This is a genomic window from Rhizobium sp. 10N427, assembly GCF_056394605.1.
In genome coordinates, this window is record NZ_JBFTID010000005.1 from 36,277 (window position 1) to 59,830 (window position 23,554).

At 63.3% G+C, this 23,554-nt stretch carries 23 protein-coding genes; 13 read left to right on the forward strand and 10 right to left on the reverse strand.

Annotated elements, in window-relative coordinates; all coding sequences use genetic code 11:
- Positions 1-133 precede the first annotated feature (133 nt).
- Positions 134-763: a hypothetical protein gene (locus tag AC1DIJ_RS12250; RefSeq protein WP_112390577.1), complete on the forward strand. Its 630-nt coding sequence runs from the start codon at positions 134-136 to the stop codon at positions 761-763.
- Positions 764-771: 8 nt separating this feature from the next.
- Here the strand turns inward: AC1DIJ_RS12250 and AC1DIJ_RS12255 are convergent, their stop codons facing one another.
- Both AC1DIJ_RS12255 and AC1DIJ_RS12260 read right to left on the reverse strand, forming a co-directional pair.
- Positions 772-1,065 (reverse strand): hypothetical protein, encoded by a 294-nt coding sequence (locus AC1DIJ_RS12255; RefSeq protein ID WP_112390576.1) that lies wholly within the window; start codon positions 1,063-1,065, stop codon positions 772-774.
- Entirely contained in the window at positions 1,062-1,499 is a 438-nt protein-coding gene (locus AC1DIJ_RS12260) for a nucleoside deaminase (protein ID WP_112390575.1), read from the reverse strand. The genes AC1DIJ_RS12255 and AC1DIJ_RS12260 overlap by 4 nt, the downstream gene beginning before the upstream one ends.
- Positions 1,500-1,590: 91 nt before the next feature.
- Between AC1DIJ_RS12260 and AC1DIJ_RS12265 the strand changes: the two genes are divergently transcribed.
- The 3 genes from AC1DIJ_RS12265 (at position 1,591) to AC1DIJ_RS12275 (ending at position 5,083) form a co-directional block, all read left to right on the forward strand.
- Complete coding sequence (locus tag AC1DIJ_RS12265; protein ID WP_112390574.1) at positions 1,591-3,630, forward strand: pseudouridine synthase; 2,040 nt, start codon at positions 1,591-1,593, stop codon at positions 3,628-3,630.
- Positions 3,611-4,171, forward strand: coding sequence for a 16S rRNA (guanine(966)-N(2))-methyltransferase RsmD (rsmD, locus tag AC1DIJ_RS12270; protein ID WP_112390573.1), 561 nt, complete (start codon positions 3,611-3,613; stop codon positions 4,169-4,171). Before AC1DIJ_RS12265 ends, rsmD begins: the two co-directional genes overlap by 20 nt.
- 78 nt (positions 4,172-4,249) lie before the next feature.
- Positions 4,250-5,083 (forward strand): patatin-like phospholipase family protein, encoded by an 834-nt coding sequence (locus tag AC1DIJ_RS12275; RefSeq protein WP_477831433.1) that lies wholly within the window; start codon positions 4,250-4,252, stop codon positions 5,081-5,083.
- On the opposite strand, the gene AC1DIJ_RS12280 is transcribed toward AC1DIJ_RS12275, so the two are convergent.
- Positions 5,080-6,888 carry a monovalent cation:proton antiporter-2 (CPA2) family protein gene (locus tag AC1DIJ_RS12280; protein WP_112390571.1) on the reverse strand — a complete coding sequence of 603 codons (1,809 nt, stop codon included), beginning with the start codon at positions 6,886-6,888 and terminating at the stop codon, positions 5,080-5,082. The two genes, AC1DIJ_RS12275 and AC1DIJ_RS12280, sit on opposite strands and share 4 nt — an antisense overlap.
- Before the next feature lie 119 nt (positions 6,889-7,007).
- Here AC1DIJ_RS12280 and AC1DIJ_RS12285 point away from each other — a divergent pair, with 119 nt between their 5' ends.
- The 6 genes from AC1DIJ_RS12285 to lpxK all read left to right on the forward strand — a co-directional run bounded on the left by AC1DIJ_RS12285 (position 7,008) and on the right by lpxK (position 12,854).
- On the forward strand, positions 7,008-8,354 hold the full coding sequence (locus tag AC1DIJ_RS12285) for a TldD/PmbA family protein (protein WP_112390570.1): 1,347 nt from the start codon (positions 7,008-7,010) through the stop codon (positions 8,352-8,354).
- Positions 8,355-8,369: 15 nt separating this feature from the next.
- Positions 8,370-9,179 carry a 3'(2'),5'-bisphosphate nucleotidase CysQ gene (locus AC1DIJ_RS12290; protein WP_112390569.1) on the forward strand — a complete coding sequence of 270 codons (810 nt, stop codon included), beginning with the start codon at positions 8,370-8,372 and terminating at the stop codon, positions 9,177-9,179.
- A gap of 61 nt (positions 9,180-9,240) precedes the next feature.
- On the forward strand, positions 9,241-9,489 hold the full coding sequence (locus AC1DIJ_RS12295; RefSeq protein WP_112390568.1) for a DUF4170 domain-containing protein: 249 nt from the start codon (positions 9,241-9,243) through the stop codon (positions 9,487-9,489).
- A gap of 175 nt (positions 9,490-9,664) precedes the next feature.
- On the forward strand, positions 9,665-10,981 hold the full coding sequence (gene waaA, locus AC1DIJ_RS12300; protein WP_112390567.1) for a lipid IV(A) 3-deoxy-D-manno-octulosonic acid transferase: 1,317 nt from the start codon (positions 9,665-9,667) through the stop codon (positions 10,979-10,981).
- Between the two features lie 8 nt (positions 10,982-10,989).
- Positions 10,990-11,709, forward strand: coding sequence for an HAD family hydrolase (locus tag AC1DIJ_RS12305; protein WP_112390566.1), 720 nt, complete (start codon positions 10,990-10,992; stop codon positions 11,707-11,709).
- 104 nt (positions 11,710-11,813) lie between these two features.
- On the forward strand, positions 11,814-12,854 hold the full coding sequence (lpxK, locus tag AC1DIJ_RS12310) for a tetraacyldisaccharide 4'-kinase (RefSeq protein ID WP_112390565.1): 1,041 nt from the start codon (positions 11,814-11,816) through the stop codon (positions 12,852-12,854).
- A gap of 3 nt (positions 12,855-12,857) precedes the next feature.
- Here lpxK and AC1DIJ_RS12315 read toward each other — a convergent pair whose 3' ends face one another.
- Entirely contained in the window at positions 12,858-13,088 is a 231-nt protein-coding gene (locus AC1DIJ_RS12315; protein ID WP_112390564.1) for a DUF2093 domain-containing protein, read from the reverse strand.
- 65 nt (positions 13,089-13,153) lie between these two features.
- On the reverse strand, positions 13,154-14,983 hold the full coding sequence (gene mutL, locus AC1DIJ_RS12320) for a DNA mismatch repair endonuclease MutL (protein WP_112390563.1): 1,830 nt from the start codon (positions 14,981-14,983) through the stop codon (positions 13,154-13,156).
- 181 nt (positions 14,984-15,164) lie between these two features.
- Between mutL and AC1DIJ_RS12325 the strand changes: the two genes are divergently transcribed.
- Together AC1DIJ_RS12325 and AC1DIJ_RS12330 are read left to right on the forward strand one after the other, a co-directional pair.
- Entirely contained in the window at positions 15,165-16,886 is a 1,722-nt protein-coding gene (locus AC1DIJ_RS12325; protein WP_112390562.1) for a response regulator, read from the forward strand.
- A gap of 124 nt (positions 16,887-17,010) precedes the next feature.
- Entirely contained in the window at positions 17,011-18,372 is a 1,362-nt protein-coding gene (locus tag AC1DIJ_RS12330; RefSeq protein WP_112390561.1) for a putative bifunctional diguanylate cyclase/phosphodiesterase, read from the forward strand.
- Positions 18,373-18,435: 63 nt separating this feature from the next.
- Here the strand turns inward: AC1DIJ_RS12330 and AC1DIJ_RS12335 are convergent, their stop codons facing one another.
- From AC1DIJ_RS12335 to AC1DIJ_RS12355, 5 genes are all read right to left on the reverse strand, one after another.
- On the reverse strand, positions 18,436-19,050 hold the full coding sequence (locus tag AC1DIJ_RS12335; RefSeq protein WP_112390560.1) for a PRC-barrel domain-containing protein: 615 nt from the start codon (positions 19,048-19,050) through the stop codon (positions 18,436-18,438).
- A gap of 244 nt (positions 19,051-19,294) precedes the next feature.
- Positions 19,295-20,185 (reverse strand): SMP-30/gluconolactonase/LRE family protein, encoded by an 891-nt coding sequence (locus AC1DIJ_RS12340; RefSeq protein WP_112390559.1) that lies wholly within the window; start codon positions 20,183-20,185, stop codon positions 19,295-19,297.
- Between the two features lie 5 nt (positions 20,186-20,190).
- Entirely contained in the window at positions 20,191-20,823 is a 633-nt protein-coding gene (locus AC1DIJ_RS12345; protein WP_112390558.1) for a 2-dehydro-3-deoxy-6-phosphogalactonate aldolase, read from the reverse strand.
- A 13-nt stretch (positions 20,824-20,836) separates the two neighbouring features.
- Positions 20,837-21,754, reverse strand: a complete 918-nt coding sequence (locus AC1DIJ_RS12350) for a 2-dehydro-3-deoxygalactonokinase (protein ID WP_112390557.1) — start codon at positions 21,752-21,754, stop codon at positions 20,837-20,839.
- Positions 21,754-22,524 carry an SDR family oxidoreductase gene (locus tag AC1DIJ_RS12355; RefSeq protein WP_112390556.1) on the reverse strand — a complete coding sequence of 257 codons (771 nt, stop codon included), beginning with the start codon at positions 22,522-22,524 and terminating at the stop codon, positions 21,754-21,756. The genes AC1DIJ_RS12350 and AC1DIJ_RS12355 overlap by 1 nt, the downstream gene beginning before the upstream one ends.
- A 111-nt stretch (positions 22,525-22,635) precedes the next feature.
- Here AC1DIJ_RS12355 and AC1DIJ_RS12360 point away from each other — a divergent pair, with 111 nt between their 5' ends.
- A complete protein-coding gene (locus AC1DIJ_RS12360; RefSeq protein ID WP_112390555.1) occupies positions 22,636-23,430 on the forward strand; it encodes an IclR family transcriptional regulator in 795 nt (264 codons plus the stop codon).
- Positions 23,431-23,554: the final 124 nt, after the last annotated feature.

Here is a 23,554-nt window from a genome sequence, read left to right on the forward strand (position 1 = left end):
AGAAAGTTACCGGGTGAATTGCTCTTTAGTGGTTCATCCGGTAAAAGCTGCCTGAAAATGGCCGGATTTTTACGTCAGGGGGACGGACGTCCGGTTGGGCGATAATTGCACCGGCATGGCTGGAAGGGTTTTCATGTTAGCGACGCGTTGGTTCCGTGTAGGCGCTTGCCTGACGGTTGTTATGGCGGCAGGCTCGATGGCCACCAGCTGCACGAGCCCGACCTACGGTACCGGCACGAGCGCAATGGCCCAGCTTGGCGACGATATCGGCCAGTCCGTGTCGCTCGCGCCGCAGGAGCCCAAGAACAAGGGCGTCAGGTACCAGCCGCGTCCGACGCTTGTTCTCCCGGCCGACGCTTCCAAGGAAACGCTGGTCGAGCCGCAGCAGACGGTTGCCAGCAAGGACAATCCGGAATGGGTCGAGTCTCCCGAAGAGACCCGCGCCCGTCTCGTCCAGGAAGCTGACGACAACGAAGACAAGTCCCGGTATGTTTCGCCGCTCGCCAAGAATGGCATCGAAGGCGGCCGCAAGACCGCAGCCGAACAGGCTCAGGCATTCAGGGAAGCCCGCGCCGCGCAGAAGGGCGCCGGCGCTGTGACCGAACGCCGCTCAATCTCCGATCCGCCGACGGAGTACCGCCAGGCAGACGACCCGTCCAAGCTTGATGATCTCGGCGAGCCGGAGCTCAAGAAGCAGAAGCAGCGCAAGAAGGATGCCGCGGTTGCCGGTACCGGCAAACAGTGGTGGAACCTGCTGCAGTAAGCGCTTGCTTACATCTGCCGCGCCGCTGCCCAGCGGCGCACGAGCAGAATATGGATGATCTGGCAGATCAGAAGACTTGAGCCGGTGATCGCGAAAATCGCGGTCATTCCGCCGGCGGCGAAGATCGCGCAGATCGCGATCGCGAGACCCGGCACGAGGCTGAAAGCAGCCGCCCGCGGCGCTGACCAGTTGACCTCTCCCCGCAAGGACCATTGCATCGGTATGGCGGAAACGCCGGGCGCGACGCGCAGATAGGCGAATGCGCCGATGGCGATCATCGCTGCAAGAATGGCGAGGCTCATGACATCTCCCTCTTTCCGGCAAAGAACGTCCTGAGGATATCCGCGGCTTCCGTCTCGTTCAAACCGGAATAGACCTCAGGCGCATGGTGGCAGGTCGGCTGCGCATAGAAACGCACGCCGCTCTCGACCGCGCCGCCCTTCGGATCCTCGGCGCCGTAATAGAGCCGCCGGATGCGGGCAAACGAGATCGCCGCTGCGCACATCGTACAGGGCTCCAGCGAGACGTAGAGATCGGCGCCCGTCAGCCGCTCCTGTCCCAGCGTTTCGCAGGCCATGCGGATGGCGGCGACTTCGGCATGGGCGGTCACGTCGTTGAGCTCGCGGGTACGGTTTCCGGAACGCCCAACCACCGTGCCGTCGAGCACCACGATTGCCCCGATCGGCACTTCGCCGCGTTCACCGGCCGCCCGCGCCTCTTCGAGCGCCATCTCCATAAACCGATTTGTCTTCACGATCCGGCAAATTCCCACTTAACCGCAGGGGCGCGACCTGATAGAGAAGCCCCAAAAGGCAGGCAAACAACAAATGACATTCAAAGACAAGCCAAAACGGCCGGGCGGCAAGCCCGCAGGGCGCGACACGCGACCGAAAACCGATGACAAGCCGGTCCGCAGCGCTGCGCCGAAGGCTGCAGCCGCGGAAACCGCAGGCGACGGCAAGGCGGAACGCATCTCGAAGGTCATGGCACGCGCAGGCGTCGCCTCGCGCCGCGATATCGAGCGCATGATCATGGACGGCCGCGTGACTCTGAACGGCAAGCCGCTCGAGACGCCGGTCGTCAACGTGACGCTGAACGACAAGATCGAAGTCGATGGTATCCCGATCCGCGGCATCGAGCGCACGCGCCTCTGGCTCTATCACAAGCCGGCCGGCCTGGTGACCACCAATGCGGATCCCGAGGGCCGCCCGACCGTTTTCGACAATCTGCCGGACGAACTGCCGCGCGTCATGTCGATTGGCCGTCTCGATATCAACACCGAAGGTCTGCTGCTGCTCACCAACGATGGCGGCCTTGCCCGCTCGCTGGAGCTGCCGACGACCGGCTGGCTGCGCCGTTACCGCGTGCGCGCCCATGGCGAGATCGATCAGGATGCGCTCGACAAGCTGAAGGAAGGTATCGCTGTCGATGGCGTGCTCTACGGCTCGATCGACGCGACGCTCGACCGCACCCAGGGGTCCAATGTCTGGATCACCATGGGCCTGCGCGAAGGCAAGAACCGCGAAATCAAGAACGTGATGGGTGCGCTTGGCCTCGACGTCAACCGCCTGATCCGTATCTCCTATGGTCCGTTCCAGCTGGGCGACCTGCCGGAAGGCCACGTCATCGAAGTGCGCGGCCGCACGCTGCGCGATCAGCTCGGCCCGCGTCTCATCGAAGACTCCAACGCCAATTTCGATGCGCCGCTCTACAACGCTCCGGCCGTTGCCGCAGCCGAGGAAGAAGAACAGGCCAAGCCGGAACGCCGCGAACAGCGCGCATGGAAGTCTGAAGAAAAGCGCGAGCGCCCGCGTGGCAGCCTCGACACCAAGCGCGATGACCGTCGCAACGATCGCCGCGATGACCGCAAGGATGATCGCCGGGACGGTGGCCGTGATGGTGGACGCAAGGATGACGACCGTCCGAAGCGCCCGGCGCTGGGCAGCCGCCGCAACGCCAATGTCTGGATGGCGCCCGGCGCCCGTCCGCTCGGCGAAAAGGCAGCCGCAAAGGCCGAAAAGAATGCCCAGACCGCGCTGAAGCGCGGCGAGAAGCCTGGCCGCTCCAGGCCGCAGCCGGTGAGCTACGACGAAGGCCCGCGTGTTCAGATCAACCGTGCCCGCGATGAAGAGGGCGAATGGATCCGTTCCAGCGAAGTCAGCAATGACGACGGCGGCCGCAAGCGCTCCGGCGATCGTCCGGGTGGCGACCGCGGCGACCGCGGCGACAGGCCTTTCGGTGATCGTCCCCGCGGCGAGGGCCGTGGTGAACGCTCCGGTGGTGATCGCACCGCCCGTGGTGACAGACCCTATGGCGACCGCCCGCCGCGTGGAGACCGCCCGGCAGGAGATCGTCCCGCCCGCGGTGACCGCCCGTTCGGCGACAAGCCGCGTGGCGAGCGCAAGCCCCGTGAAGATGGCGATCGTCCGCGTTCTTACGGCGACCGTCCGGCCCGCAGCGACCGACCCTATGGTGACCGCCCCGCCCGCAGCGAACGCCCGTCCGGCGATCGTCCGGCGCGTGGTGACCGTCCCTTCGGCGACAAGCCGCGCCGTCCACGCGAAGAGGGTGATGAACGGCCCCGGTCCTATGGTGATCGGCCGCGCGCTGCCCGCAGTGCTCCAGGCGAAGGCCGCTCTGAACGTCCGCGTGGCGAACGCTCCTTTGGCGACAAGCCGCAGGGCGACCGTCCGCAGGGTGACAAGCCGCGCGGCAAGAGCTTCAGCGCCAAGCCCGGCGGTGCCAAGAATTTCTCCGGCAAGCCGAGAGGCGACCGGCCCGATGGCGGAGGCAAGCCTTCGGGCGGGCCGTCGCGTGGTGGACCAAAAGGAAAGGGAATGACGCGCGGTGCGGATCGTCGGCGGTGAGTTTCGCGGACGGTCGCTCGCCGTACCTAAATCCAACGACATCCGGCCGACTGCCGACCGGACGCGTGAGAGCCTTTTCAATATTCTGAGCCATGCCTATCCGGAATGCGTCGATGGCACCCGGATACTCGATCTTTTTGCCGGCACCGGCGCCGTCGGTCTCGAAGCCGTCTCGCGCGGCTGCCGTCATGCGCTGTTCGTCGAGAACAGCGTCGAGGGCAGGGGGCTGCTCTGGGAAAACATCGACGCGCTCGGCCTGCATGGCCGCACGCGCATCCTGCGGCGTGACGCCACGGATCTCGGTTCGGTCGGCAATCTCGAGCCCTTCAACATGCTCTTCGCCGATCCGCCCTATGGCAAGGGTCTGGGCGAAAAGGCCATGGCTGCGGCTGCCAAGGGTGGCTGGCTGGTGCCGGGCGCGATCGCCGTGCTCGAAGAGCGCTCCGATGTTGCCGTTTCGGTCGATCCTTCCTATCTCTTCCTCGAAGACAGGATCTTTGGCGACACCAAGGTCCATTTCTTCCGCTATCAGCCGGTCTAGGCGGGGCGAAGCCACCGGGAGCGTTCAGTGCAGCAGGCAGGTATTGTGAATAGCGTCATACCTGCCACCGGCGGCACCATGCCCACTGTCGCGGTCGCCTTCGGCGGCGGCGGCGCCCGCGGCCTGGCGCATATCCATGTCATCGAAGCCTTGGACGAACTCGGCATCCGCCCGGTGGCGATATCGGGCTCGTCGATCGGCGCCATCATGGGCGCCGGCATGGCAGCCGGCATGAGCGGCGAGGCGATCCGCGAACACGCGCTGATGACCGTCGGCAACAAGACCGCCGTCGTCAGCCGCATCTGGGGCATGCGTCCTCAAACGGTGCGCGACGCCGTCGCCAAGGGTATCCGTATCGGTCAGTTCAATCTGGAGCGGATCCTCAAGGCCTTTCTGCCCGCCGACCTGCCGGATCGCTTCGCCGATCTTCTCGTGCCGATGCAGGTCATCACCACCGATTATTACGGCCAGAACGAAGTGATCATCACGGAAGGCCAGCTCTTCCCGGCGCTTGCCGCGTCCTCCTCCATCCCCGCCGTCTTCATGCCGGTGCGCATGAACGACCGTGTGATGATCGACGGCGGCATCAGCAATCCCGTGCCCTACGAATGCCTGATGGATATCGCGGATATCGTCATCGGCATCGATGTCGTCGGCGCGCCTGAGGGTGACGGCACCCATATTCCGAACCGCATGGAAAGCATCTTCGGCTCCGGTCAGTTGATGATGCAGACGGCGATCACGCTGAAGCTGAAGATCCAGCCGCCGCATATCTTCCTGCGCCCGGCGGTCGGCCGCACCGGTGTCATGGACTTTCTGAAGGCCCGCGAAGTGCTCGCCATGTCCGCAGGCGTCAAGGACGACCTGAAGCGCGAGCTGGACCGCCAGTTCGAAGCCCGGCTGAAGGCCTAGGCGTCGGCCGTCACATCCGCCGGACCTGCCAAGGGATCGGCATCCATCTCCATCGAGCGCTTCGGCTTGACCAGCGGCTCCGGCCGGACCGGATGCGAAAACAGCATGTCGCGTCCGGCCTGCAGCCCTTCGGAAACCTGCAGCACCAGCCGCTCCTCGTCGCGGCGGCGGATATCCTCGCCGATCTCGTAGGCCTCCGCCTCGCCGACACCCAGCGCCTGCAAGGTCCGGCGGCCGAAGAGCAAACCTGACTCCAGCGTCTCGCGCAGCTCGTAATCGACATTCAGATTGCGCAGCGCGATCGAGTGGATACGGTCATAGGAGCGCACGAAGAGCTTGGCATGCGGATAGTCGGCCTGCACCAGCTCCACTACTTTGTCGGTGATTTCGCGCTTCTGCGTACAGACGACGACGATCTTCGCCTTGTCGATGCCGGCCGAGCGCAGCACATCCTTGCGGGTGCCGTCGCCGAAGTAGATGCGGAAGCCGAAGGATGAGGCCTGGCGGATGCGGTCGGCGGAAAAGTCGATGACGGTGACGTCGCGGCCGCCGGCAAGCAGGATCTGCGCGGCGATCTGCCCGAAACGCGAGAAGCCGACCATCAGCACATCCGCATTTGCGCCTGCAAAATCCTCATCGAGTTCCTCATGCTCGTCGCCGGTGAGCAACCGACTCGAAAGCGCCGAACCGATCGGCGTCAGCGCCATCGTCAGCGTCACGATGGCGACTAGCAGCGATGCCGTGCTGGATGGCATCAGGCCCGCGGTCGCCGCAGCGGTAAACAGCACGAAGCCGAACTCGCCGCCCTGCGGCAGCAGGAAGGCGATGCGGATCGCGTCGTTATGCGGAGAGCCGGAAGCCCGGCAAAGCGCATAGATGACCGCAGCCTTTACAGCCATGATGATCGGCACGGCAGCGACGATGAACAGCGCGTTGTCGACCAGCACCTGCAGCTCCAGCGACAGGCCGACGGCGATGAAGAAGATAGCGAGCAACACGCCGCGGAATGGCTCGATATCCGCCTCAAGCTCGTGCCGGTAGGAGGACTCGGCCAGCATGATGCCGGAAAGAAACGCGCCCATCGCCATCGACAGGCCGGCAAACTGCATCAGCGTCGCCGATCCCATGACCACGAACAGCGCGGCCGCAATCATTGCCTCGCGGGCGCCGGTGCGGGCAATCACCTGGAAAAGCGGCGTCAGCAGATAGCGCCCCATGACGATCATCGCAATGACCGCGCCGATCGCAATCGCAAAGTCGAGAAACGGCGTATTGCTGCCCTGGCCGCCACCGAGAACGGTGATCAGCGCCAGCAGGGGAACGATCGCCAGGTCTTGCAACAGCAGCACCGAGAAGGAGCGCTGCCCGTATTTGGTGTTGACCTCACCGGTGCCTTCGAGGATCTGCATGGCAAAGGCCGTGGAGGACAACGCGAGGCCGAAGCCTGCGACGATGCTGCCGCGCCATTCAAGCACGCCGGAGAGATAGGCAAGCGCCGTGAGCGCCAGACCGGTGACCACCACCTGCGCGGTGCCGAGCCCGAAGATATCGCGGCGCATCTGCCAGAGGCGCGACGGTTTCAGTTCCAGGCCGATGATGAACAGCAAGAAGACGACGCCGAGTTCGGCAACGCCGAGGATCTGCTCGCCATCGGTAATCCCATGGAAGACAGGCCCGATGACGACGCCCGCGGCCAGATAGCCAAGCACGGTGCCAAGCCCCAGCTTCTTGAAAATCGGCGCAGCAACGACCGCGCCGCCAAGCAGCAGGATCGTCTCGGAAAAGAAGGCATTAGGGGCGGACATGCGTCGGAGTTTCTTTCAATGGCAGGAGGCGCGCAAGCGGCGGGAAAAAGAATCGCAGGCCACGGCCTTGATGCTTTCCGAACTGCACAATAAATGGAAGCCGAAGGAAAGGCCAAATCATGTCCTCAGAAATTGATTCCTCGACACTTCTTTCCCGTGCCAGCCAGCTGATCGATCTTGCCAGGAAAGCCGGTGCCGATGCCGCCGATGCGGTGGTCGTCCGTTCCCGCTCGCAATCCGTCAGCGTTCGTCTCGGCAAGGTCGAAGGCACGGAATCCTCGGAAAGCGACGATTTCTCGCTCCGCGTCTTCGTCGGCAAGAAGGTTGCCAGCGTTTCGGCCAATCCGGGTTTCGATCTCACCGCTCTTGCCGAGCGGGCCGTCGCCATGGCCAAGGTCTCGCCGGAAGATCCCTTCGCCTGCCTGGCGGACGAGGCCAATCTGGCAAAGTCCTATCCCGATCTTGAGCTTCTCGACCGCACGGAAGTGACGTCCGAGATGCTGCGCGAGGCAGCGCTCGCAACCGAAGCCGCAGCCCTTGAGGTCAAGGGTGTCACGAATTCCTCCGGCGGCGGCGCTTCCGGCGGCATGGGCGGTCTCGTCCTCGTCACCTCGCACGGCTTCGAAGGCAGCTACATGGGCTCGCGCTTTGGCCGCTCGGTCAGCGTCATCGCCGGTGAAGGCACCGGCATGGAGCGCGATTACGATTACGACAGCCGGATCTATTACAGCGAACTCGACGATCCTGCCGATATCGGCCGGCGCGCCGGCGAGCGCACCGTGAAGCGTCTCAATCCGCGCCAGGTGCCGACAGGCAAGGACGTCACCGTCGTCTTCGACCCGCGCATTGCCCGCGGCTTCATCGGCCACATCGCCGGTGCCATCAACGGTGCCTCGGTGGCGCGCAAGACCAGCTTCCTGCGCGACAAGATGGGCCAGCAGGTCCTGAAATCCGGCCTGTCGATCACCGACGATCCCTTGATCGTCCGCGGCCCGTCCTCGCGTCCCTTCGATGGCGAAGGCGTTTCCGGCGAAAAGCTTGTGATGATCGAGGACGGCGTGCTGAAGCACTGGTTCCTCTCCACATCGACCGGCCGCGAAATCGGCATGGAAACCAACGGCCGCGGCGTGCGCGGCGGCAATTCGGTGACACCGGCTTCCACCAACCTGGCGCTAAACCCCGGCGACGTCTCGCCCGAAGAGTTGATCCGAAGCGTCGGCAACGGCTTCTACGTCACCGAGCTGATCGGTCAGGGCGTCAACATGATCACCGGCGAATATAGCCGCGGCGCCACTGGGTTCTGGATCGAAAACGGCGAACTCACCTTCGCGGTCTCCGAGGTCACCATCGCATCGAACCTCAAGGAGATGTTCATGCGGGTGACCCCTGCAAACGACATCGACTACAAGTACGGCGTCGCCGCCCCGACACTCGCCATCGAGGGCATGACGCTCGCCGGGCGCTGAAGATTGGATTGAAGAATGAGTGACGACAGAAGCGCCCGCTGGCAGAGCGATCTCGCATTGATCGCCGATGCCGCCCAGCAGGCGGGCCGCGTCGCGCTCAGCTATTTCAACCAGTCGCCCGAGGTCTGGTGGAAGAACGAAGGCCGATCGCCGGTCAGCGCCGCCGATTTCGCCGCCAACGAAACGCTCGAGAAGATCCTGCGCGCCGCCCGCCCCGCCTATGGCTGGATGTCGGAAGAGACCGAGGACAGTGCGGCACGTCTTGCGAGCGACACCGTCTTCATCATCGATCCGATCGATGGCACAAGGGCATTTCTCGCTGGCCAGAACCTCTGGTGCGTCAGCGTCGCCGTCGTCCACCGCGGCCGCCCGGTGGCGGGCGTGCTCTATGCGCCGGCGCTTGAAGAGCTGTTCGAAGCGGTCGAGGGCGGCACGGCGCTGAAGAACGGCAAGCCGATCGCGGTTTCGGCAAGCGGCTCGGGAACGGTCAGCCGGTTTGCGATCGCCGAGGACGTGCTGAAATCCTTCCCCGCTCCTTTTCGCGACGGCATCGAGCGTGTCAAGCATGTTCCCTCGCTCGCCTATCGCATCGCCATGGTGGCCGATGGCCGTCTAGAAGGGACGTTCGTCAAGCCGAACTCCCACGACTGGGATCTCGCCGCCGCCGATCTGATCCTCGAGCAGGCAGGCGGTCAGCTGACCGGTCTCGACGGAAAGCCTGTCATATATAACCGCGCTGCCGTTAGCCACGGCGCGCTGTGCGGCGCTGCGGCGCCCCGCCTGGCCGAGTTTCTGGAGGGGCTGGCTTCGATACGAAGCAGTTGACGTTTCCGTCAAAATCCCGCAGATGAAGGCGCGGAGGAGACCAGAAAAGAAAGAGAAGAAAATGACGGAATCCGGTGGCAAGAAGCAGCTGCTGCACCTCGTATTTGGCGGCGAACTGGAAAGTCTCGATGACGTTCAGTTCCGCGATCTGAAGGATCTCGACATCGTCGGTATTTTTCCCGATTACGCATCCGCACTGACGGCGTGGAAGGGCAAGGCACAGTCGACTGTGGACAACGCACATATGCGTTACTTCATCGTCCACATGCACCGCCTGCTTGATCCGCAAGACAAGACCGGCAGCAACTGATTTTATAGGCTTTTCAGCAGGGTAGCCGCCTTCGTGGCGGCGCCGTCTCCTGCCGGGGCGTTACGCCCCACACCGTCGAATGACGCATTCTGAACAAATTAATCGGCCATTGCGGCCGCAACAATAATTGGGGAATGGGTTTGATGTCGATCATTGTCGATCGGAGACGTTTTAGATGAGTTCGCCAGGAGCGCGGTTCGCGCTGGGCGTCTACAGGACCGCAGGCATCATGGCGACGCCGCTGGTCGGCGCCTATCTCGCCTATCGCACCGCCAAGGGCAAGGAAGAGCGCGCCCGCCGGACGGAACGTTTCGGCTATGCGAGCGCCAACCGGCCGCAGGGGCCGCTGGTCTGGTTTCATGCCGCCAGCGTCGGCGAAACCAATGCCGTCATCCCGCTGATCCGCGAAATCCGCCGCCGCGATATTCATGTCATCCTCACGACGGGCACAATCACCTCGGCCAAGGTCGCTGCCGACCGTCTCGGCAACGAGGCGATCCATCAATATGTGCCGCTCGACCTGAAGCCGGCCGTCAGCCGCTTCCTCGAATATTGGCAGCCCGATTGCGCCATCATCGCCGAGTCCGAAATCTGGCCGGCGACGATGATGGAGCTCGGCCGCCGCCGTATTCCGCAGATCCTCGTCAATGCCCGCATGTCGGACCGCTCCTTCGCCCGCTGGCAGCGCCGCCCGTCGATCGCCGAGGCGCTGTTCGAGAACCTGGCGCTGGTCATCGCCCAGTCCGATCTCGATTCCGAACGCTTCCGCGATCTCGGCGCCCGCCATGTCATGACCTCGGGTAACCTGAAGGTCGATACCGACGCGCCACCCTATGACGCCGCCATCTTCGCCCGCTACAAGCAGCAGATCGGCGACCGCAAGACCTGGGCCGCCATCTCGACCTTCGATGGCGAGGAGAATGCCGCCGCCGTCGTCCACCGGACCCTAAAGGAGCGCAACAACCAGCTGACGATCATCGTGCCGCGCCATCCGGAACGCTCCGACGAGATCGAGCAGATGCTGGTCGCTCAAGGCCTCAAGGTCGCAAGACGTACCCGCGAGGATATCATCTCGCCTGATGTCGATGTCTTCCTCGGCGATACGATCGGCGAAATGGGGCTCTATCTGCGCCTGACCGAAGTGGTCTTCGTTGGCCGCTCGCTCTATGCCGAAGGCGGCCAGAATCCGCTGGAGCCGGCCATGCTCGGCTGCGCGGTTCTCTCGGGCAGCAACGTCCAGAATTTCCGCGAGGCCTATCAGAAGCTCGCCCGCCGCGGCAGCGCCCGCATGGTGCGCGACACCGAGATGCTGGCCAAGGGCGTGCATTATCTGCTCATCAACGACGACGCACGCCGCAATATGATCGAGGCCGGCATCGCAGCCGTGCAAGAAATGCGCGGAGCACTGACGGCGACGGTGAAGGCGCTCGAGCCCTACATCAATCCGCTGACGGTGAAGGCAAGGCTGCTGCCGAAATCGGCGCAAGGCTGAGGGCAACAATGGCACTCGACGGTATCAGGGGCATTCTTTTCGACAAGGACGGCACTCTCCTCGATTACGACGAGAGCTGGCTCCCTGTTAACCGCGAGCTTGCCCGCATCGCCTCACAAGACGATGCCGCGCTTGCCGATCACCTGCTGCGCGAAACAGGCATGAATCCCGTCACCGGTCACATCGTTCCCGATAGCCTGCTGGCCGCCGGCAACACCCGCCAGATCGCCGAGGGCTTGGTCGCCGCCGGTTCGAAGGTGGACGTGACCGAACTCACCATCAAGCTCGACACGCTCTTCTCCAACGCTGCCGAATTCTCCGTTCCGGTCACCGATCTCGCCGGTTTCTTCGCCCGTCTGCATGCCCGCGGCTTCAAGCTCGGTATCGCCTCCAGCGACAACGAACGCTCGATCCGCCAGACTGCCCAGCGCTTCGGCTTTGCCCAATATGTCGATTATATCGCCGGCTATGACAGCGGCTTCGGCAGCAAGCCGGAAGCCGGCATGGTGCTCGGCTTCTGCAAGGCGACGGGACTGGAGCCAGGACAGGTCGCCGTCGTCGGCGACAACAATCACGACCTGCATATGGGCCACAACGCCAATGCCGGCCTCAAGGTCGCGGTGCTCACCGGCACCGGCTCGCGTGAATCGCTGTCCGCCGCATCCGACTACTGCCTCAATGACATCACCGAGCTCGAGCCGCTGCTGCCGGGGCTTCAACCGGCGTAGTCTAGGCAAAGGCTTGCTTTTTCTTCGGTTTTGCCCTTTCTTTGCCGGCAGTCGAAGGGGATAGCCGGTTGCCGTGGGTGCCGGAAGCACAGGGCAGGCACATCATGGTATCCGAAGCGCCGCCATTCTGGTGGACGAAAGCCGACTGGCGAGCCTGGACGCTGTCGCCCATTTCGCTGATCTACGGCGGGGTCGCCGGTTACCGCATGAAACATGCGCGCCGCGCGTCCGTGCCTGTCCCCGTCATCTGCATCGGCAACTTCACGGTCGGCGGCGCAGGCAAGACCCCGACGGCTCTGGCCATTGCCCGCGCCGCCAAGGCCAAGGGCTTGACGCCCGGATTTCTCAGCCGCGGTTACGGCGGTTCGCTCGATGTCACCACCGTTGTCGATGCTGCCCATCACCGGGCGATGGCCGTCGGCGATGAGCCGCTGCTGCTCGCCCGCGAGGCGCTCACCGTCATTTCCCGGCGCCGCGTCGAAGGGGCTCAACGCCTCGTGAAGGAAGGCGCCGACCTGATCATCATGGACGACGGTTTCCAAAGCGCGCGGCTGGCGCTGGATTATGCGCTGCTGGTCATCGACGCGACGCGCGGTCTCGGTAACGGCCACACCGTTCCCGGCGGCCCGGTCCGCGCGCCGGTCAGGGTGCAGATGCGCCACGCCACGGCACTTCTGAAAGTCGGCAACGGCAACGCCGCCGATGCGATCGTCCGCATGGCGGCGCGGGCCGGAAAGCCCTATTTCACCGCGTCACTGAAAACCGTCGGCATGAACGAACTTTCAGGCCGCCGCGTGCTCGCCTTCGCCGGCATCGCCGATCCAGGAAAATTCTTCCGCACCGTCGAGACGCTCGGCGCCGAGATCGCTGTCGCCAAATCCTTCGGCGACCACGAACATTTGAGCGACGACGAGATCGGCAACCTGATCGGTATCGCCGCCCGCGAGGATCTGCAGATCGTCACGACGTCGAAGGATTTCGTGCGCCTCGCCGGTCATCACGGCCGGGCGCAGGAGCTGGCGGAAAAATCGAGGGTGATCGAAGTTGAGATGGCCTTCGAGGATCCGCAGGCGCCGGGTCTCATCATCGACAGAGCCATCGAGGCCTGCCGCGCCCGCCGCTTGCGGGAAGCAAAGCAGAGCTAGAGATCAGCGCCTCTGGTTGGGCAGAACGCCGGCGCGCTTGTCGGCTTCGAAGGAGGAGATCACGTCGGCATAGGGCTCCTGGCGGGCGACGCTCCAGTACCGCAGCTCGTCGAGCGGGATGTGCTTGCCGGTCATGGCGCAGACGACGTAGGAGCCCGGCGACAGGATCTGGAAATCGGCGTCGAGATAGCGGATTTTCGCCTCGCGGTTTCCGTGACCTTCAAACAAGTTCATCCTGCTCCATTCCTGCGGCTTTATCCTCCTGCCATATCGCGGCGCGGAAGACATTGCCAGTATTTTCAGCTTCGGCCGAACAGCCGTTCGATGTCGGAAAGTTTCAGCTCGATATAGGTCGGCCGGCCGTGATTGCATTGGCCGGAGCCCGGCGTCACTTCCATCTGCCTCAGCAGCGCGTTCATCTCTTCCGGCCGCATGCGCCGGCCGGAGCGCACCGAGCCGTGGCAGGCCATGGTGGCGGCGACATATTCGAGCTTCTGCGACAGGCCTGAGGCGGTGTCCCATTCGGCGATCTCGTCGGCAAGCTGCCGGATCAGGCCGTTGGCATCCACTTCGCCGAGCAGTGCCGGGGTCTCGCGAACCGCGATCGCCCCCGGCCCGAAACGCTCGATCGCCAGGCCGAGTTCGCCGAGCCCTTCGGCATGCACCATCAGCCGGTCGCAATCCTCTTCCGGCAGGTCGATGATTTCAGGGATCAAGAGCACCTGCGACGGCAGCCGTTTCGAATGCAGCGCTTTGCGCATCGCCTCGAAGACCAGCCGCTCGTGCGCGGCATGCTGATCGACGATGACGAGACCATCCTCGGTCTGGGCGACGATATAGTTCTCGTGGATCTGCGCCCGGGCAGCGCCCAGCGGGAAGCGCTGCGGCGCCTCTTCGCGCGGCACTGCTGCCGGCTGCTGCCAGCTCTGCGGCTGCGGCTCGGAACGCGCCGTTGGCGTCACCAGCCCGTCGAAGGAGGCCTGCGGCCGCTCGGCAAAACCCGTATTGGCAGCCTGATAGGGGCGCGACGGCGACGTCTCCGGCGACCAGGGTGCCTGCGGCTGTGGCCGCTGATAGGCATTCGGCTGGAAGCCGGGACGGAAGGAGCGCAGCATGCCGTCGGCAACGGTCGTCGCGGCCCGGCTGCCGTCGCGGGCGAGCGCCTCACGCACTGCGCCGATGATCAGGCCGCGGATCAGTCCGGGATCGCGGAAGCGCACATCGGATTTCGCGGGATGCACGTTGACATCGACAAGTGCCGGATCGAGCCTGAAGGAGAGGACGGCAACCGGATAACGGCCGGAGGGGATGGTCTCGGCATAGGCGCCGCGGATCGCCGACAGGATCAGCTTGTCCTGCACCGGCCGCCCGTTGACGAAGGCATATTGGTGGCCAGAATTGCCGCGGTTGAAGGTGGGCACACCGGCAAAGCCCGTCAGGCTCACATCCTCGCGCTCGGCGTTAATCTCGATGGCGTTGTCGCGGAAATCCTTGCCGAGGATCTGCGCCATGCGCGCCAGATGGTCATCGCCGGTGGCCGGCAGTTCCAGCGTGCTGCGGTCGGTGCCCGAGAGAACGAAGCGCACGCCCGGAAAGGCGATCGCCATGCGCTTGACGACTTCGGTGATCGCCGCTGCTTCAGCCTTTTCCGTCTTCAGGAATTTCAGCCGCGCCGGTGTGGCGAAGAACAGGTCGCGGACCTCGACGATCGTCCCGGGGTTCGAGGCGGAAGGCCTCAGATGCAGGAACTTGCCGCCGGAAACCGCGATCTCGCTGCCGCCGGCGCTGTCCTTGCGGCGGCTGGAGATGCTGAGTTTGGCGACCGAGCCGATCGAGGGCAGGGCTTCGCCGCGGAAACCGAGCGTGCGGATATCGTCGAGCGTGTCCGAAATCTTCGACGTGCAATGCCGTTTGACCGCGAGTTCGAGATCGGCGGCATCCATGCCGGAGCCATTGTCGCTGACGCGAAGCAGGCCCTTGCCGCCGCCTGAGGTTGCGATTTCGATGCGGGTGGCGCCGGCGTCGAGCGCGTTCTCGATCAATTCCTTGGCCGCACTCGCCGGGCGTTCGATGACTTCGCCGGCGGCGATCTGGTTGATGAGCGTTTCGGAGAGCTGTCTGATGGCCATGCGCCATTTTCGTGGATTCGGCCGCCCGATGGAAGGGCAAAAAGCGCTCGTCCAGAGCCGCGCTTCCAACCCCCATATTTGGGGTGGCTTAATGTTAAGCCGCCGTTAGGAGAAAGCTGGCATTTTAATCGCATACCACCAAATAGCGCTATTAAATCGGATAGATGTGGGATTTTAGGGCATGAGTGCCGGCTTCGAAAAGACGGACGCATCATCCGTGAGCGACGAATTGCCGGTCGAACCCGATCTCCAGGCATCACTTTTCGATGCCGTCTCCGATGGCCTCTCTGCCGCACTTATTGTCTATGACAAGAACGATCAGATGATTTTCGCGAGCCGCCAGGTTCTCGACTTCTTCCCGATCGCGCCTTCGATGCTGAAAGCCGGTACCCGGCTGCGCGATTTTCTCGGCGCCGTCTTCGATACCGGCGTGCGCCAGCAATATTCCGCCAAACAACCGGGCGGTGTGCTCGGGCGCGAGGACTGGCTGTCGCAGAAGATTGCCTCGCATTGGCGCGAACGTTTCGAAATCATCGAGCGCCATGGTCCCGATCGCTGGATCCGCTTGATCAAGCGCCGCCTGCCAAGCGGTTACTGCGTCTCGATGATCTCCAACATTTCCGAGGAGCGGAAGCGTGAGGAACAGTGGCGCGCCGATCTGGAGCGTGTGCAGCTGACCGAGGATATCCTCGACAATCTGCCGTTTCCGCTGTTCGTCAAGGATCGCAATCTCAATTACGTCGCCGTCAACGTCGCCTTCTGCGAGAAATTTCAGACGACGCCCGACGAGGTACTGGGGCGCAAGAGCGGCGACCTGTTCTCCGCCGAGATCGCCAGCCGCTTCGAGGAAAGCGATCGCCATGTGCTGGAGACCGGCGAGATGTCGATCTCCCGCCAGCGCCAGGTTTCGCGCGACGGTTCGGAACGCGATATCGTCAGCCGCAAGCACCGCATCGGCAAGCCGGGCCGTTACTTCCTGGTTTCGACCATGCAGGATCTGCCGCGCGATGGCGCCGATCTCGACGAGTTCGACCGCGCCACTTCGGTCACCACCTCCAGCCACCAGTCCTACCGCCGGGCCTATGTGCCGTTGAATGGCGAGGCGACGCGGCGCGAGCCGGCGGCAATGGAAGCAATCGTCCCGGAGAATTTTTCCGGCCGCAAGATCCTCGTCGTCACCGGTGATCTCGCCGCCGAGACCGCAGCACTGCGCACCCTTGCCAAATACGGCTTCGAAGCCTGCGCCATCCGCGGCGAGGATGAGGAAGAGCATTTCCTGGAGATCGCCGCTTCCGCCGGGATCGATCTCGATCTGATCATCATCGACAACCAGATGGGCATGCGCTGCCTGGAGCTTGCCAACCAGCACGGCATTCCGGCGCTGATCATGGATGGCTTCCAGCTTGCCAACGAGCTCACCTTCCAGGTTGCCCGTCATTTCAACCGCAACAATCGCGCGGTCAGCGAGCCCGAAGCCGACTGGGAAATCTCCACTTCCGCAGATGGCGACGGCCTGCAGGTTCTGGTCGCGGAAGACAACGACATCAACCAGATCGTCTTCTCGCAAATCCTCGAAGGCCTTGGCTACCGCTACATGATCGCCTCCAGCGGCGACGAGGCCGTCAGGCTCTGGACCGAACACAAGCCGCAGATCGTGCTCATGGATATTTCGCTGCCGGGCCTCAACGGTTTTGAGGCCGCGCGCATGATCCGCGGCATCGAAGAGGGCGGCATGGACAAGACCCCGATTATCGGCGTCCTGACCCAGGCATTCGAGCGCGACCGCGCCGAATGCGCCAAGGCGGGCATGGACGATGTCATCATGAAGCCGGTCAGCCCGGATATACTGGAGACGATCTTCCAGAAACACTTGCAGCCCGAGCAGGTGCGGGCTCTTGGCTGAACGGAAAGCTTGGTCAACTCCCTAGATTTTGGGGCGTCTGCAACCCGAAACATCGCCTTTCCACTATCGGTTTATTAAGACTTGGCCGCCATTCTCCCCGGAGGGAGTGAATTTCTCAGGTCAAATGATGAAGCCGGCGGACTTACCCTTTTTGCCCGTGAGCCAGAACGAGCTCCAGGCCATGGCTTACACCGATCCGTTGACCGGACTTGGTAATCGCCACCGCATGCGCGATCGGGTGACGCAGATCTCCGCCGAGCGCGCCAGCGATCCTGCGCCCTTCACCATCGGCATCGCCAATCTCGATTCTTTCAAGCCGATCAACGATCTGTTCGGCTCGGCCGCAGGCGACGAAATCCTGTGCCAGGTGGCTCACCGCCTGAAAGCCTGCATTCCTGACGGCGCACTTGTGACTCGTCACGACGGCGACGAGTTCGCCTTCGTGCTACCGCTGATTTTCGAACGCGCCAGTGCCGAAAAATTCGGCCAGATGATCCGCGAAGTGCTGTCGGCACCCTATGATCTCGGCGACCGCAACGTTCGTCTCTCCGCCTCCTTTGGCTTCGCCATCTATCCCTTTGCAGGCGAGGAATTTGACGAGCTGCTGAAGAGTGCCGAAACAGCGCTCTACCGCTCGAAGCGCCGCGGCCGTAGCCAGATCACCGTCTATTCGCGCGAGATCGCGCAGGAAATGAAGCGCGCCACGCAGCTGGAACAGGCGCTGAGAAACGCCATCATCTCCGATGCAATCGACGTGCATTTCCAGCCGATCGTCTCGCTTGCCAACAATCAGGTCGTCGGTTTCGAAGCGCTCGCCCGCTGGAACGATCCGGATCTCGGCTTCGTTTCGCCGGGGGTCTTCGTGCCGCTCGCCGAAGAGCGCGGCTTTATCGACGCGCTCTCTGAAACCTTGCTGCGCAAGGCGGCAGAGGCAGCGCTCTCCTGGCCGCGCGAGCTTTTCCTGTCGTTCAATCTTTCGTCGGCGCAGCTGATGGACCCGGGCACCAGCGCCAATGTGCTGTCGATCCTTGGCCGCGTCGGTTTCGATCCGCATCGCCTGGAGCTCGAGATTACCGAAACGGCGGTCATGAGTTCGGCCGATACCGCCCACCGCATCATCTCCGATCTGCGTCAGGCAGGCGTTCGCGTCTCGCTCGACGATTTCGGCACCGGCCAGTCCAGCCTCGGGCGCCTGCGCGACTTCATCTTCGACAAGGTCAAGATCGACCGCGCCTTCGTCTCGCGCATCAACAACGACCGCGCCTCCGAGCATATCATCAAGGCGATCCTGACCATGTGCGAGGGCCTTGACCTCGAGGTCGTCGCCGAAGGCATCGAAGACTATTCGGAAGCCGTCAAGCTCCGTGCCCTCGGCTGCGGCATGGGGCAGGGCTATCATTTCGGCAAACCGGCCGACAGCATCGCGACGCTGCGCTACCTGCACGAAAACTACGATTCCGCCGGCGCCGAACGCGTTTCCGCCTGATCCCCAAAAAAATAGCGGCGCCCCTGAGGACGCCGCCATCTACGCTATACTCACCGCGCGGTGTTACTTGGCCGTGGTCGAGCCGGTTGCCGTGCTATCCGTCGGCATTGTACCCGTTGCTGCCGGAGCCTTCTCGGCTGCCTGCATCTGCAGGGTCTTGAACTCCGGCGCAGCCTTCAGGCTATCGGCCGTTTCCGTGGTCGTCAGCTTGACGCTGCCGTCCTGGGTATTCTGGGCCACGGTGATCTTGTCCATCGGCACGGCGACGTTCTTCTGACCAATACCAAGGAAGCCGCCGACACCGACGACAGCAGCAACGAGGCCGCCATCCTTCTTCATGATCAGGTCGGTGACGTTACCGATGCTTTCGTTCTGACCGGTATAGACCGACTGGCCGATATAGGTGTTGGCGCTGATCTGGTCTGCACCCTGTTCGGTCAGATAGGTGCCGCCAGCGGCCTGTGCCGTGTCAGTCGATGCAGCCGGAGCGGGCGCCTGTGCGGCATCACCAGCCGGTGCCGTTACCTCGGGCATCTTCGGTGCGGTGGCATCCGCCGGGGCCGACTGGGTCGCATCGGGGGCCGCAGGCTGCGGAGCCGTCTGCGAGAAAGCTGCCGGTGCGAAAGCCGTGGCAAACAGGGCGCCAGCGGCAACGGTCGTCAGGAGTTTGCGTGTCATTTCGTACCTACCTTTTTTATTCCCTAGTGTGATCTCTAGCGCGGCGGACGCCTCGTTTTCTGGTGTCCATGCCGTGCCGGTTCGAAGGGGAAAATGGGTGGGCAGGTTATTGGTTCCGCTGAAAAACTTGGAAAAAATCACGATTTTTCGGGAACTTTTACCGCAAAGGCTGCAGATTTCCTGTCGCGGAACGAGAAAAGGGGCATTCCGGAAGGAATGCCCCTCTCATCAATTCTGACCCGTTTCAGACCACGAAGGCCGGATCGAATACGCCTCTGACCGTCACCCCAAGTTCAAGCAGGGCTCCGGCCTGCGGCTGCGATGAACGGGCCGTCTCGTCGAGACCTTCCCACGCCGTCGTCACCGCCAGGCGGTCGGCATCCTTGCCGATGAAGGCCGGGCAGGAGGGCTGGGCGGCGGGCACCTTGTAGCGGGCGATCCGCAATCCGTCCGGGCTGTAGCGGTCGACGACACCGGCACCCCAGCGGGCGTTCCAGATATAACCGTCGGCATCGCAGACCGAACCGTCGATGCCACCCGGATCCTCCATGCTGTCGACCATGACAATCGGCTCGCCTGCGGGCAGACCGGTCTGCGGATCGACCATCACCCGCATCAAGCGGCTGATCCGGGTGTCGGTGTAATAGCCGATCGTGCCATCGGGCGAGAAGCAGATGGAGTTCGGAATGCTGATGCCGCTGAAGATCTTGGTGACGACGCCGCCCTTGGCGACGTGGTAGATCGAGCCCGCCTGGTTTTCCGCCCGCTTGCTCATCGTGCCGATCCACAGCGCGCCGGATTGATGCGTGCGGCCGTCGTTGGAGCGGTTTTCCGGTTGGTCGTTTTCGAGCGCCGCATAGAAGGTCAGCTTGCCGTCGGCGACATCGCGGACGAACAGGCCCTCTTCGGTCGCCAGCAGCTGCCGCTTGTCGTCGATACGGGCAAGCACGCTTGCCATGAACGGTAGCTCGTGAACCTTCTTCTTGCCGCTTGAAAGCGTCAGCTCATGCAGTTCCTTGCCGAGAATGTTGAACCACCACACGGTATCGGTGGACGGATCATAGGTCGGGCCTTCACCGAGTACGGAATTGGTGTCGCAAAGTGTTTTGCCTTCAAATTCATGAATAGCGGTCATAATGCCTATGCTCCTACGGCTGCGTCATAGGCTAAAATGGTCGCCTTGGCGCGCTCGGCAACCTCTACAACGGTCATTCCTGGCTTGTAGATGCTGGTGCCGAGACCGAAGGCCTTGATCCCCGCATTGGTGTATTCGGCAAAATTCTTGTCCGAGACGCCGCCGACAGCCGCAATGACGAGTTCCGGCGGCAGGATGGCGCGGATCGCCGTGATGCCGGACGGGCCGAGCACGCTTGCCGGGAAGAACTTGAGACCGGTGGCGCCGGCGCGCGCTGCCGAAAGCGCTTCCGTCGGCGTGAAGACGCCGGGCATCGAAACCATGCCGTAGCCATGGGCGCGGATGATCACGTCAGGCTCGACATTCGGCGTCACCAGCAGCTTACCGCCAGCATTGTGCAGGCTATCGACGGCCTCGGTGGTCAGCACAGTGCCGGCGCCGATCAGCACCTCCGATGGTGCCATCTTGGCTGCGATCTCGATCGACTTAAAGGGTTCCGGCGAGTTCAGCGGGATCTCGATCGCCGTCAGGCCGTTTTCGATCAGCGCGCCGACGACGCCTGCCGTCTCCTCGGGCTTGATGCCGCGCAGGATGGCGATCAGTGGGCGCTTCATGGAGGGGAAAGGAACACGGTTCATGGCTTTAACTTTCTTATTTTGACCAGATGGCGGCAGCAGCTGCGGAGAGGCCGCGAAGCACTGCCGTATCGGCATCTATCGTCGTGAATTTAAGAGACAGGGATTTGAAGGCGGTTTCGTAGAGCGTCTGAAGGCGGCCGGAGGCGACGAGCGCGATCGGCGTATCGTTGGCGGCATCCGACAGCGCTCCGGCAATCTCGAGACCGATCAGAGTGCCGGAAATCTTCGCCTGCGCGCCGGCAGCCGTCAGCCCATGCAGCAGCTGGCCGGAGCGGGCGGTAAAGAGCAGATTGGTCGCCATCGCCGGCTGGTGGAACGCAGCCGTCACCGATGCCTTGAAGGCCGAATTGTCGGCTGGAGACTGGTCGGCGCCGGCAACGGCATGCGACAGGATCGTATTCTTGGTGATCGCGTCGAAGAGTTCGCCGGTCATGAAGGTCGAGAAACCGATGACTTCGCCGTCCTGCACATGCACCCATTTGGAATGCGTGCCGGGCATGCAGACCGCCTGCGCGCCGGTGCTTTCTGCGCCGAGCGCTCCCAGCAGCTGGGTTTCCTCACCGCGGATGACATCGGGCGATGCCTTGTCGCGCTGCGCGAGGCCCGGAAGGATGCGGATATCACGGCTCTGGCCGGGAACGGAGACCGCACCCGTCAGGATCGAGGAAAGCGTTGCCGGAACGTCGGTATAACCGGCCTCGACCCAGCCCTGCTTGGCCCCGACCATGCCGCAGGCGATGACAGGGAGATCGGCCGGTGCCGAGACCTTGTCGAGATGCGCAGCCAGCACTTCGGCAAAGCCGGTTTTCGCCGCCACCGTCATGCCCTCGCTGCCGCGGCTTTCGCCGAGCACGCTGCCATCCTCGGCGATCAGCCAGAGCCGGAAACTGCTCGTACCCCAGTCAACCGCGACGTAAGCGGGATTTGCCATCAGAAAATGCCTCCATCGACAATCATGGACTGCGCGGTCACTGCGGCCGCGCAATCGGATGCTAGAAATAATGTAGGACCGACGATCGCGTCGGCGTTCAGTACCCTTTTCAGGCACTGCCGCTCGACGGTCCTGGCGATCCCCTCTTCGGTAAGCCAGAGCTTCATCTGCCGCTCGGTGACGATCATGCCGGGCAGGATGCAGTTGACGCGGATATTGTCAGGCCCAAGCTTGCCCGCCAGGCTCTTGGTCAACCCGATGACGGCGGCCTTGGCCGTGGAATAGGCCGGAAAGTCCGGCATGTTCAAAAGGAAGGCGATCGACGACATGTTGATGATCGCCCCGCCGCCGGCTTCCCGCATCGATGGCGCCACGGCCTGCGCCGTGAAGAACACATGGCGCAGGTTGGTCGCCTGGTTGTTGTCCCAGTATTCCGGCGTCACCGCATCGAAATCATGCCGGTCGTCGCGGGCGGCGTTGTTGACAAGAACAGTGATCGGGCCGGACTGAGCGACAACCGCATCGACTGTCTGCCTGACAGCCTCGATATCGCGCAGATCTGCCTTGAAGAAATGCACCGGGTGCTCGCTGTCACGGGACAGGCGCAAGGAAAGCGCGCGGCTCTCGTCCTCGGCGATGTCGATGAAGGAGACTTTGGCGCCCTGACGCGCGAAACCCTCGACGATGGCCGCGCCGATGCCCGATCCGCCGCCGGTCACCAGAACCGTCCGATCCCTGAATTCCGGAAACCGTGCCGATACACCCGTCACCGCATTCCTCCCGTAGTTCCATTATTTGGAACTCAATTTGACTATGTGGAATTATCGATTTACGTTGGCCTCTCTGTCAAGACCGCAGGCGGTCACAACGGTAGGCGATCGATGGTCTCGCGAAAAGGCACCGAAGGCGAAAACGACACCGGAACGCTCGGCAAACTCATGGTTCTGCTCGATCTGGTGACCCATGCCGAAAGGCCGCTGCGCTTCACGGACATATTGGCGCAGGCCGGCCAGCCGCGCGGCACGCTGCATCGCCAGCTCGGGCATCTGGTGGAGGAGGGACTGCTGGAGCTCGATGGCGAGGGCCGCTACTCGCCCGGACTGCGCCTGCTCGATCTTGCCGCCCGCAGCTGGGCGAAGAACGAATTCCGCCTGATCGCCGAGCCGCATCTGCGCGCCCTGCAGGCGATGAGCGGCGAGACCGTCCATCTCGGCGTTCTCCGCGGCACCTCGATCATCTATCTCGACAAGGTCGAGGGCCAGCAATCCGTCCGCATGTATTCGCAGATCGGCAATGCCTCGCCGGTCTATTGCACCGGCGTCGGAAAGGCGGCTCTGTCCGTCCTGCCGGAGGCATCAGTTGCCGCGCTTGCGGCCGCCATCCCGTTTCAGCGCTTCACCGAAAATACCCTGGCGTCAGCAGAAAGCCTGCTTGCCGAACTCGCCAGCATCCGCACGGAGGGCTGCGCTTTCGACCGGGAAGAACACGAGCAGGGTATCCGCTGCGTCGCCGCGCCGATCTGGACGCCCGATCGCAGCCTGGTCGGCGGCGTCTCGATCACCGGCCCCGCCTACCGGCTGACGATGGAGCGGCTGACGGAATGGGCAGAGCCCGTGCGCGAGGCAGCCGGAAGCATCATGGAAGGCATGCGCGTCAGGCTTGGTCCACGCCGGTAACGCGGGCGTGATGGTTTCATCGGGTGGACGCAAAAGAAGAGCATGCTTATGATGAGGACCATATTGAGATTTGCCGGCGAATCACACCAACTGCGATAGTTCGTCAAATAGTTACAAGTTTCGA

Bases quoted from the DNA above. Each gene is read 5' to 3' on its own strand.
- AC1DIJ_RS12250 (WP_112390577.1), top strand. From the start codon at position 134: ATGTTAGCGACGCGTTGGTTCCGTGTAGGCGCTTGCCTGACGGTTGTT.
- AC1DIJ_RS12255 (WP_112390576.1), bottom strand. From the start codon at position 1,065: ATGAGCCTCGCCATTCTTGCAGCGATGATCGCCATCGGCGCATTCGCC.
- AC1DIJ_RS12260 (WP_112390575.1), bottom strand. From the start codon at position 1,499: ATGGAGATGGCGCTCGAAGAGGCGCGGGCGGCCGGTGAACGCGGCGAA.
- AC1DIJ_RS12265 (WP_112390574.1), top strand. From the start codon at position 1,591: ATGACATTCAAAGACAAGCCAAAACGGCCGGGCGGCAAGCCCGCAGGG.
- AC1DIJ_RS12275 (WP_477831433.1), top strand. From the start codon at position 4,250: ATGCCCACTGTCGCGGTCGCCTTCGGCGGCGGCGGCGCCCGCGGCCTG.
- AC1DIJ_RS12280 (WP_112390571.1), bottom strand. From the start codon at position 6,888: ATGTCCGCCCCTAATGCCTTCTTTTCCGAGACGATCCTGCTGCTTGGC.
- AC1DIJ_RS12285 (WP_112390570.1), top strand. From the start codon at position 7,008: ATGTCCTCAGAAATTGATTCCTCGACACTTCTTTCCCGTGCCAGCCAG.
- AC1DIJ_RS12290 (WP_112390569.1), top strand. From the start codon at position 8,370: ATGAGTGACGACAGAAGCGCCCGCTGGCAGAGCGATCTCGCATTGATC.
- AC1DIJ_RS12295 (WP_112390568.1), top strand. From the start codon at position 9,241: ATGACGGAATCCGGTGGCAAGAAGCAGCTGCTGCACCTCGTATTTGGC.
- waaA (WP_112390567.1), top strand. From the start codon at position 9,665: ATGAGTTCGCCAGGAGCGCGGTTCGCGCTGGGCGTCTACAGGACCGCA.
- AC1DIJ_RS12305 (WP_112390566.1), top strand. From the start codon at position 10,990: ATGGCACTCGACGGTATCAGGGGCATTCTTTTCGACAAGGACGGCACT.
- lpxK (WP_112390565.1), top strand. From the start codon at position 11,814: ATGGTATCCGAAGCGCCGCCATTCTGGTGGACGAAAGCCGACTGGCGA.
- AC1DIJ_RS12315 (WP_112390564.1), bottom strand. From the start codon at position 13,088: ATGAACTTGTTTGAAGGTCACGGAAACCGCGAGGCGAAAATCCGCTAT.
- mutL (WP_112390563.1), bottom strand. From the start codon at position 14,983: ATGGCCATCAGACAGCTCTCCGAAACGCTCATCAACCAGATCGCCGCC.
- AC1DIJ_RS12325 (WP_112390562.1), top strand. From the start codon at position 15,165: ATGAGTGCCGGCTTCGAAAAGACGGACGCATCATCCGTGAGCGACGAA.
- AC1DIJ_RS12330 (WP_112390561.1), top strand. From the start codon at position 17,011: ATGATGAAGCCGGCGGACTTACCCTTTTTGCCCGTGAGCCAGAACGAG.
- AC1DIJ_RS12335 (WP_112390560.1), bottom strand. From the start codon at position 19,050: ATGACACGCAAACTCCTGACGACCGTTGCCGCTGGCGCCCTGTTTGCC.
- AC1DIJ_RS12340 (WP_112390559.1), bottom strand. From the start codon at position 20,185: ATGACCGCTATTCATGAATTTGAAGGCAAAACACTTTGCGACACCAAT.
- AC1DIJ_RS12345 (WP_112390558.1), bottom strand. From the start codon at position 20,823: ATGAACCGTGTTCCTTTCCCCTCCATGAAGCGCCCACTGATCGCCATC.
- AC1DIJ_RS12350 (WP_112390557.1), bottom strand. From the start codon at position 21,754: ATGGCAAATCCCGCTTACGTCGCGGTTGACTGGGGTACGAGCAGTTTC.
- AC1DIJ_RS12360 (WP_112390555.1), top strand. From the start codon at position 22,636: ATGGTCTCGCGAAAAGGCACCGAAGGCGAAAACGACACCGGAACGCTC.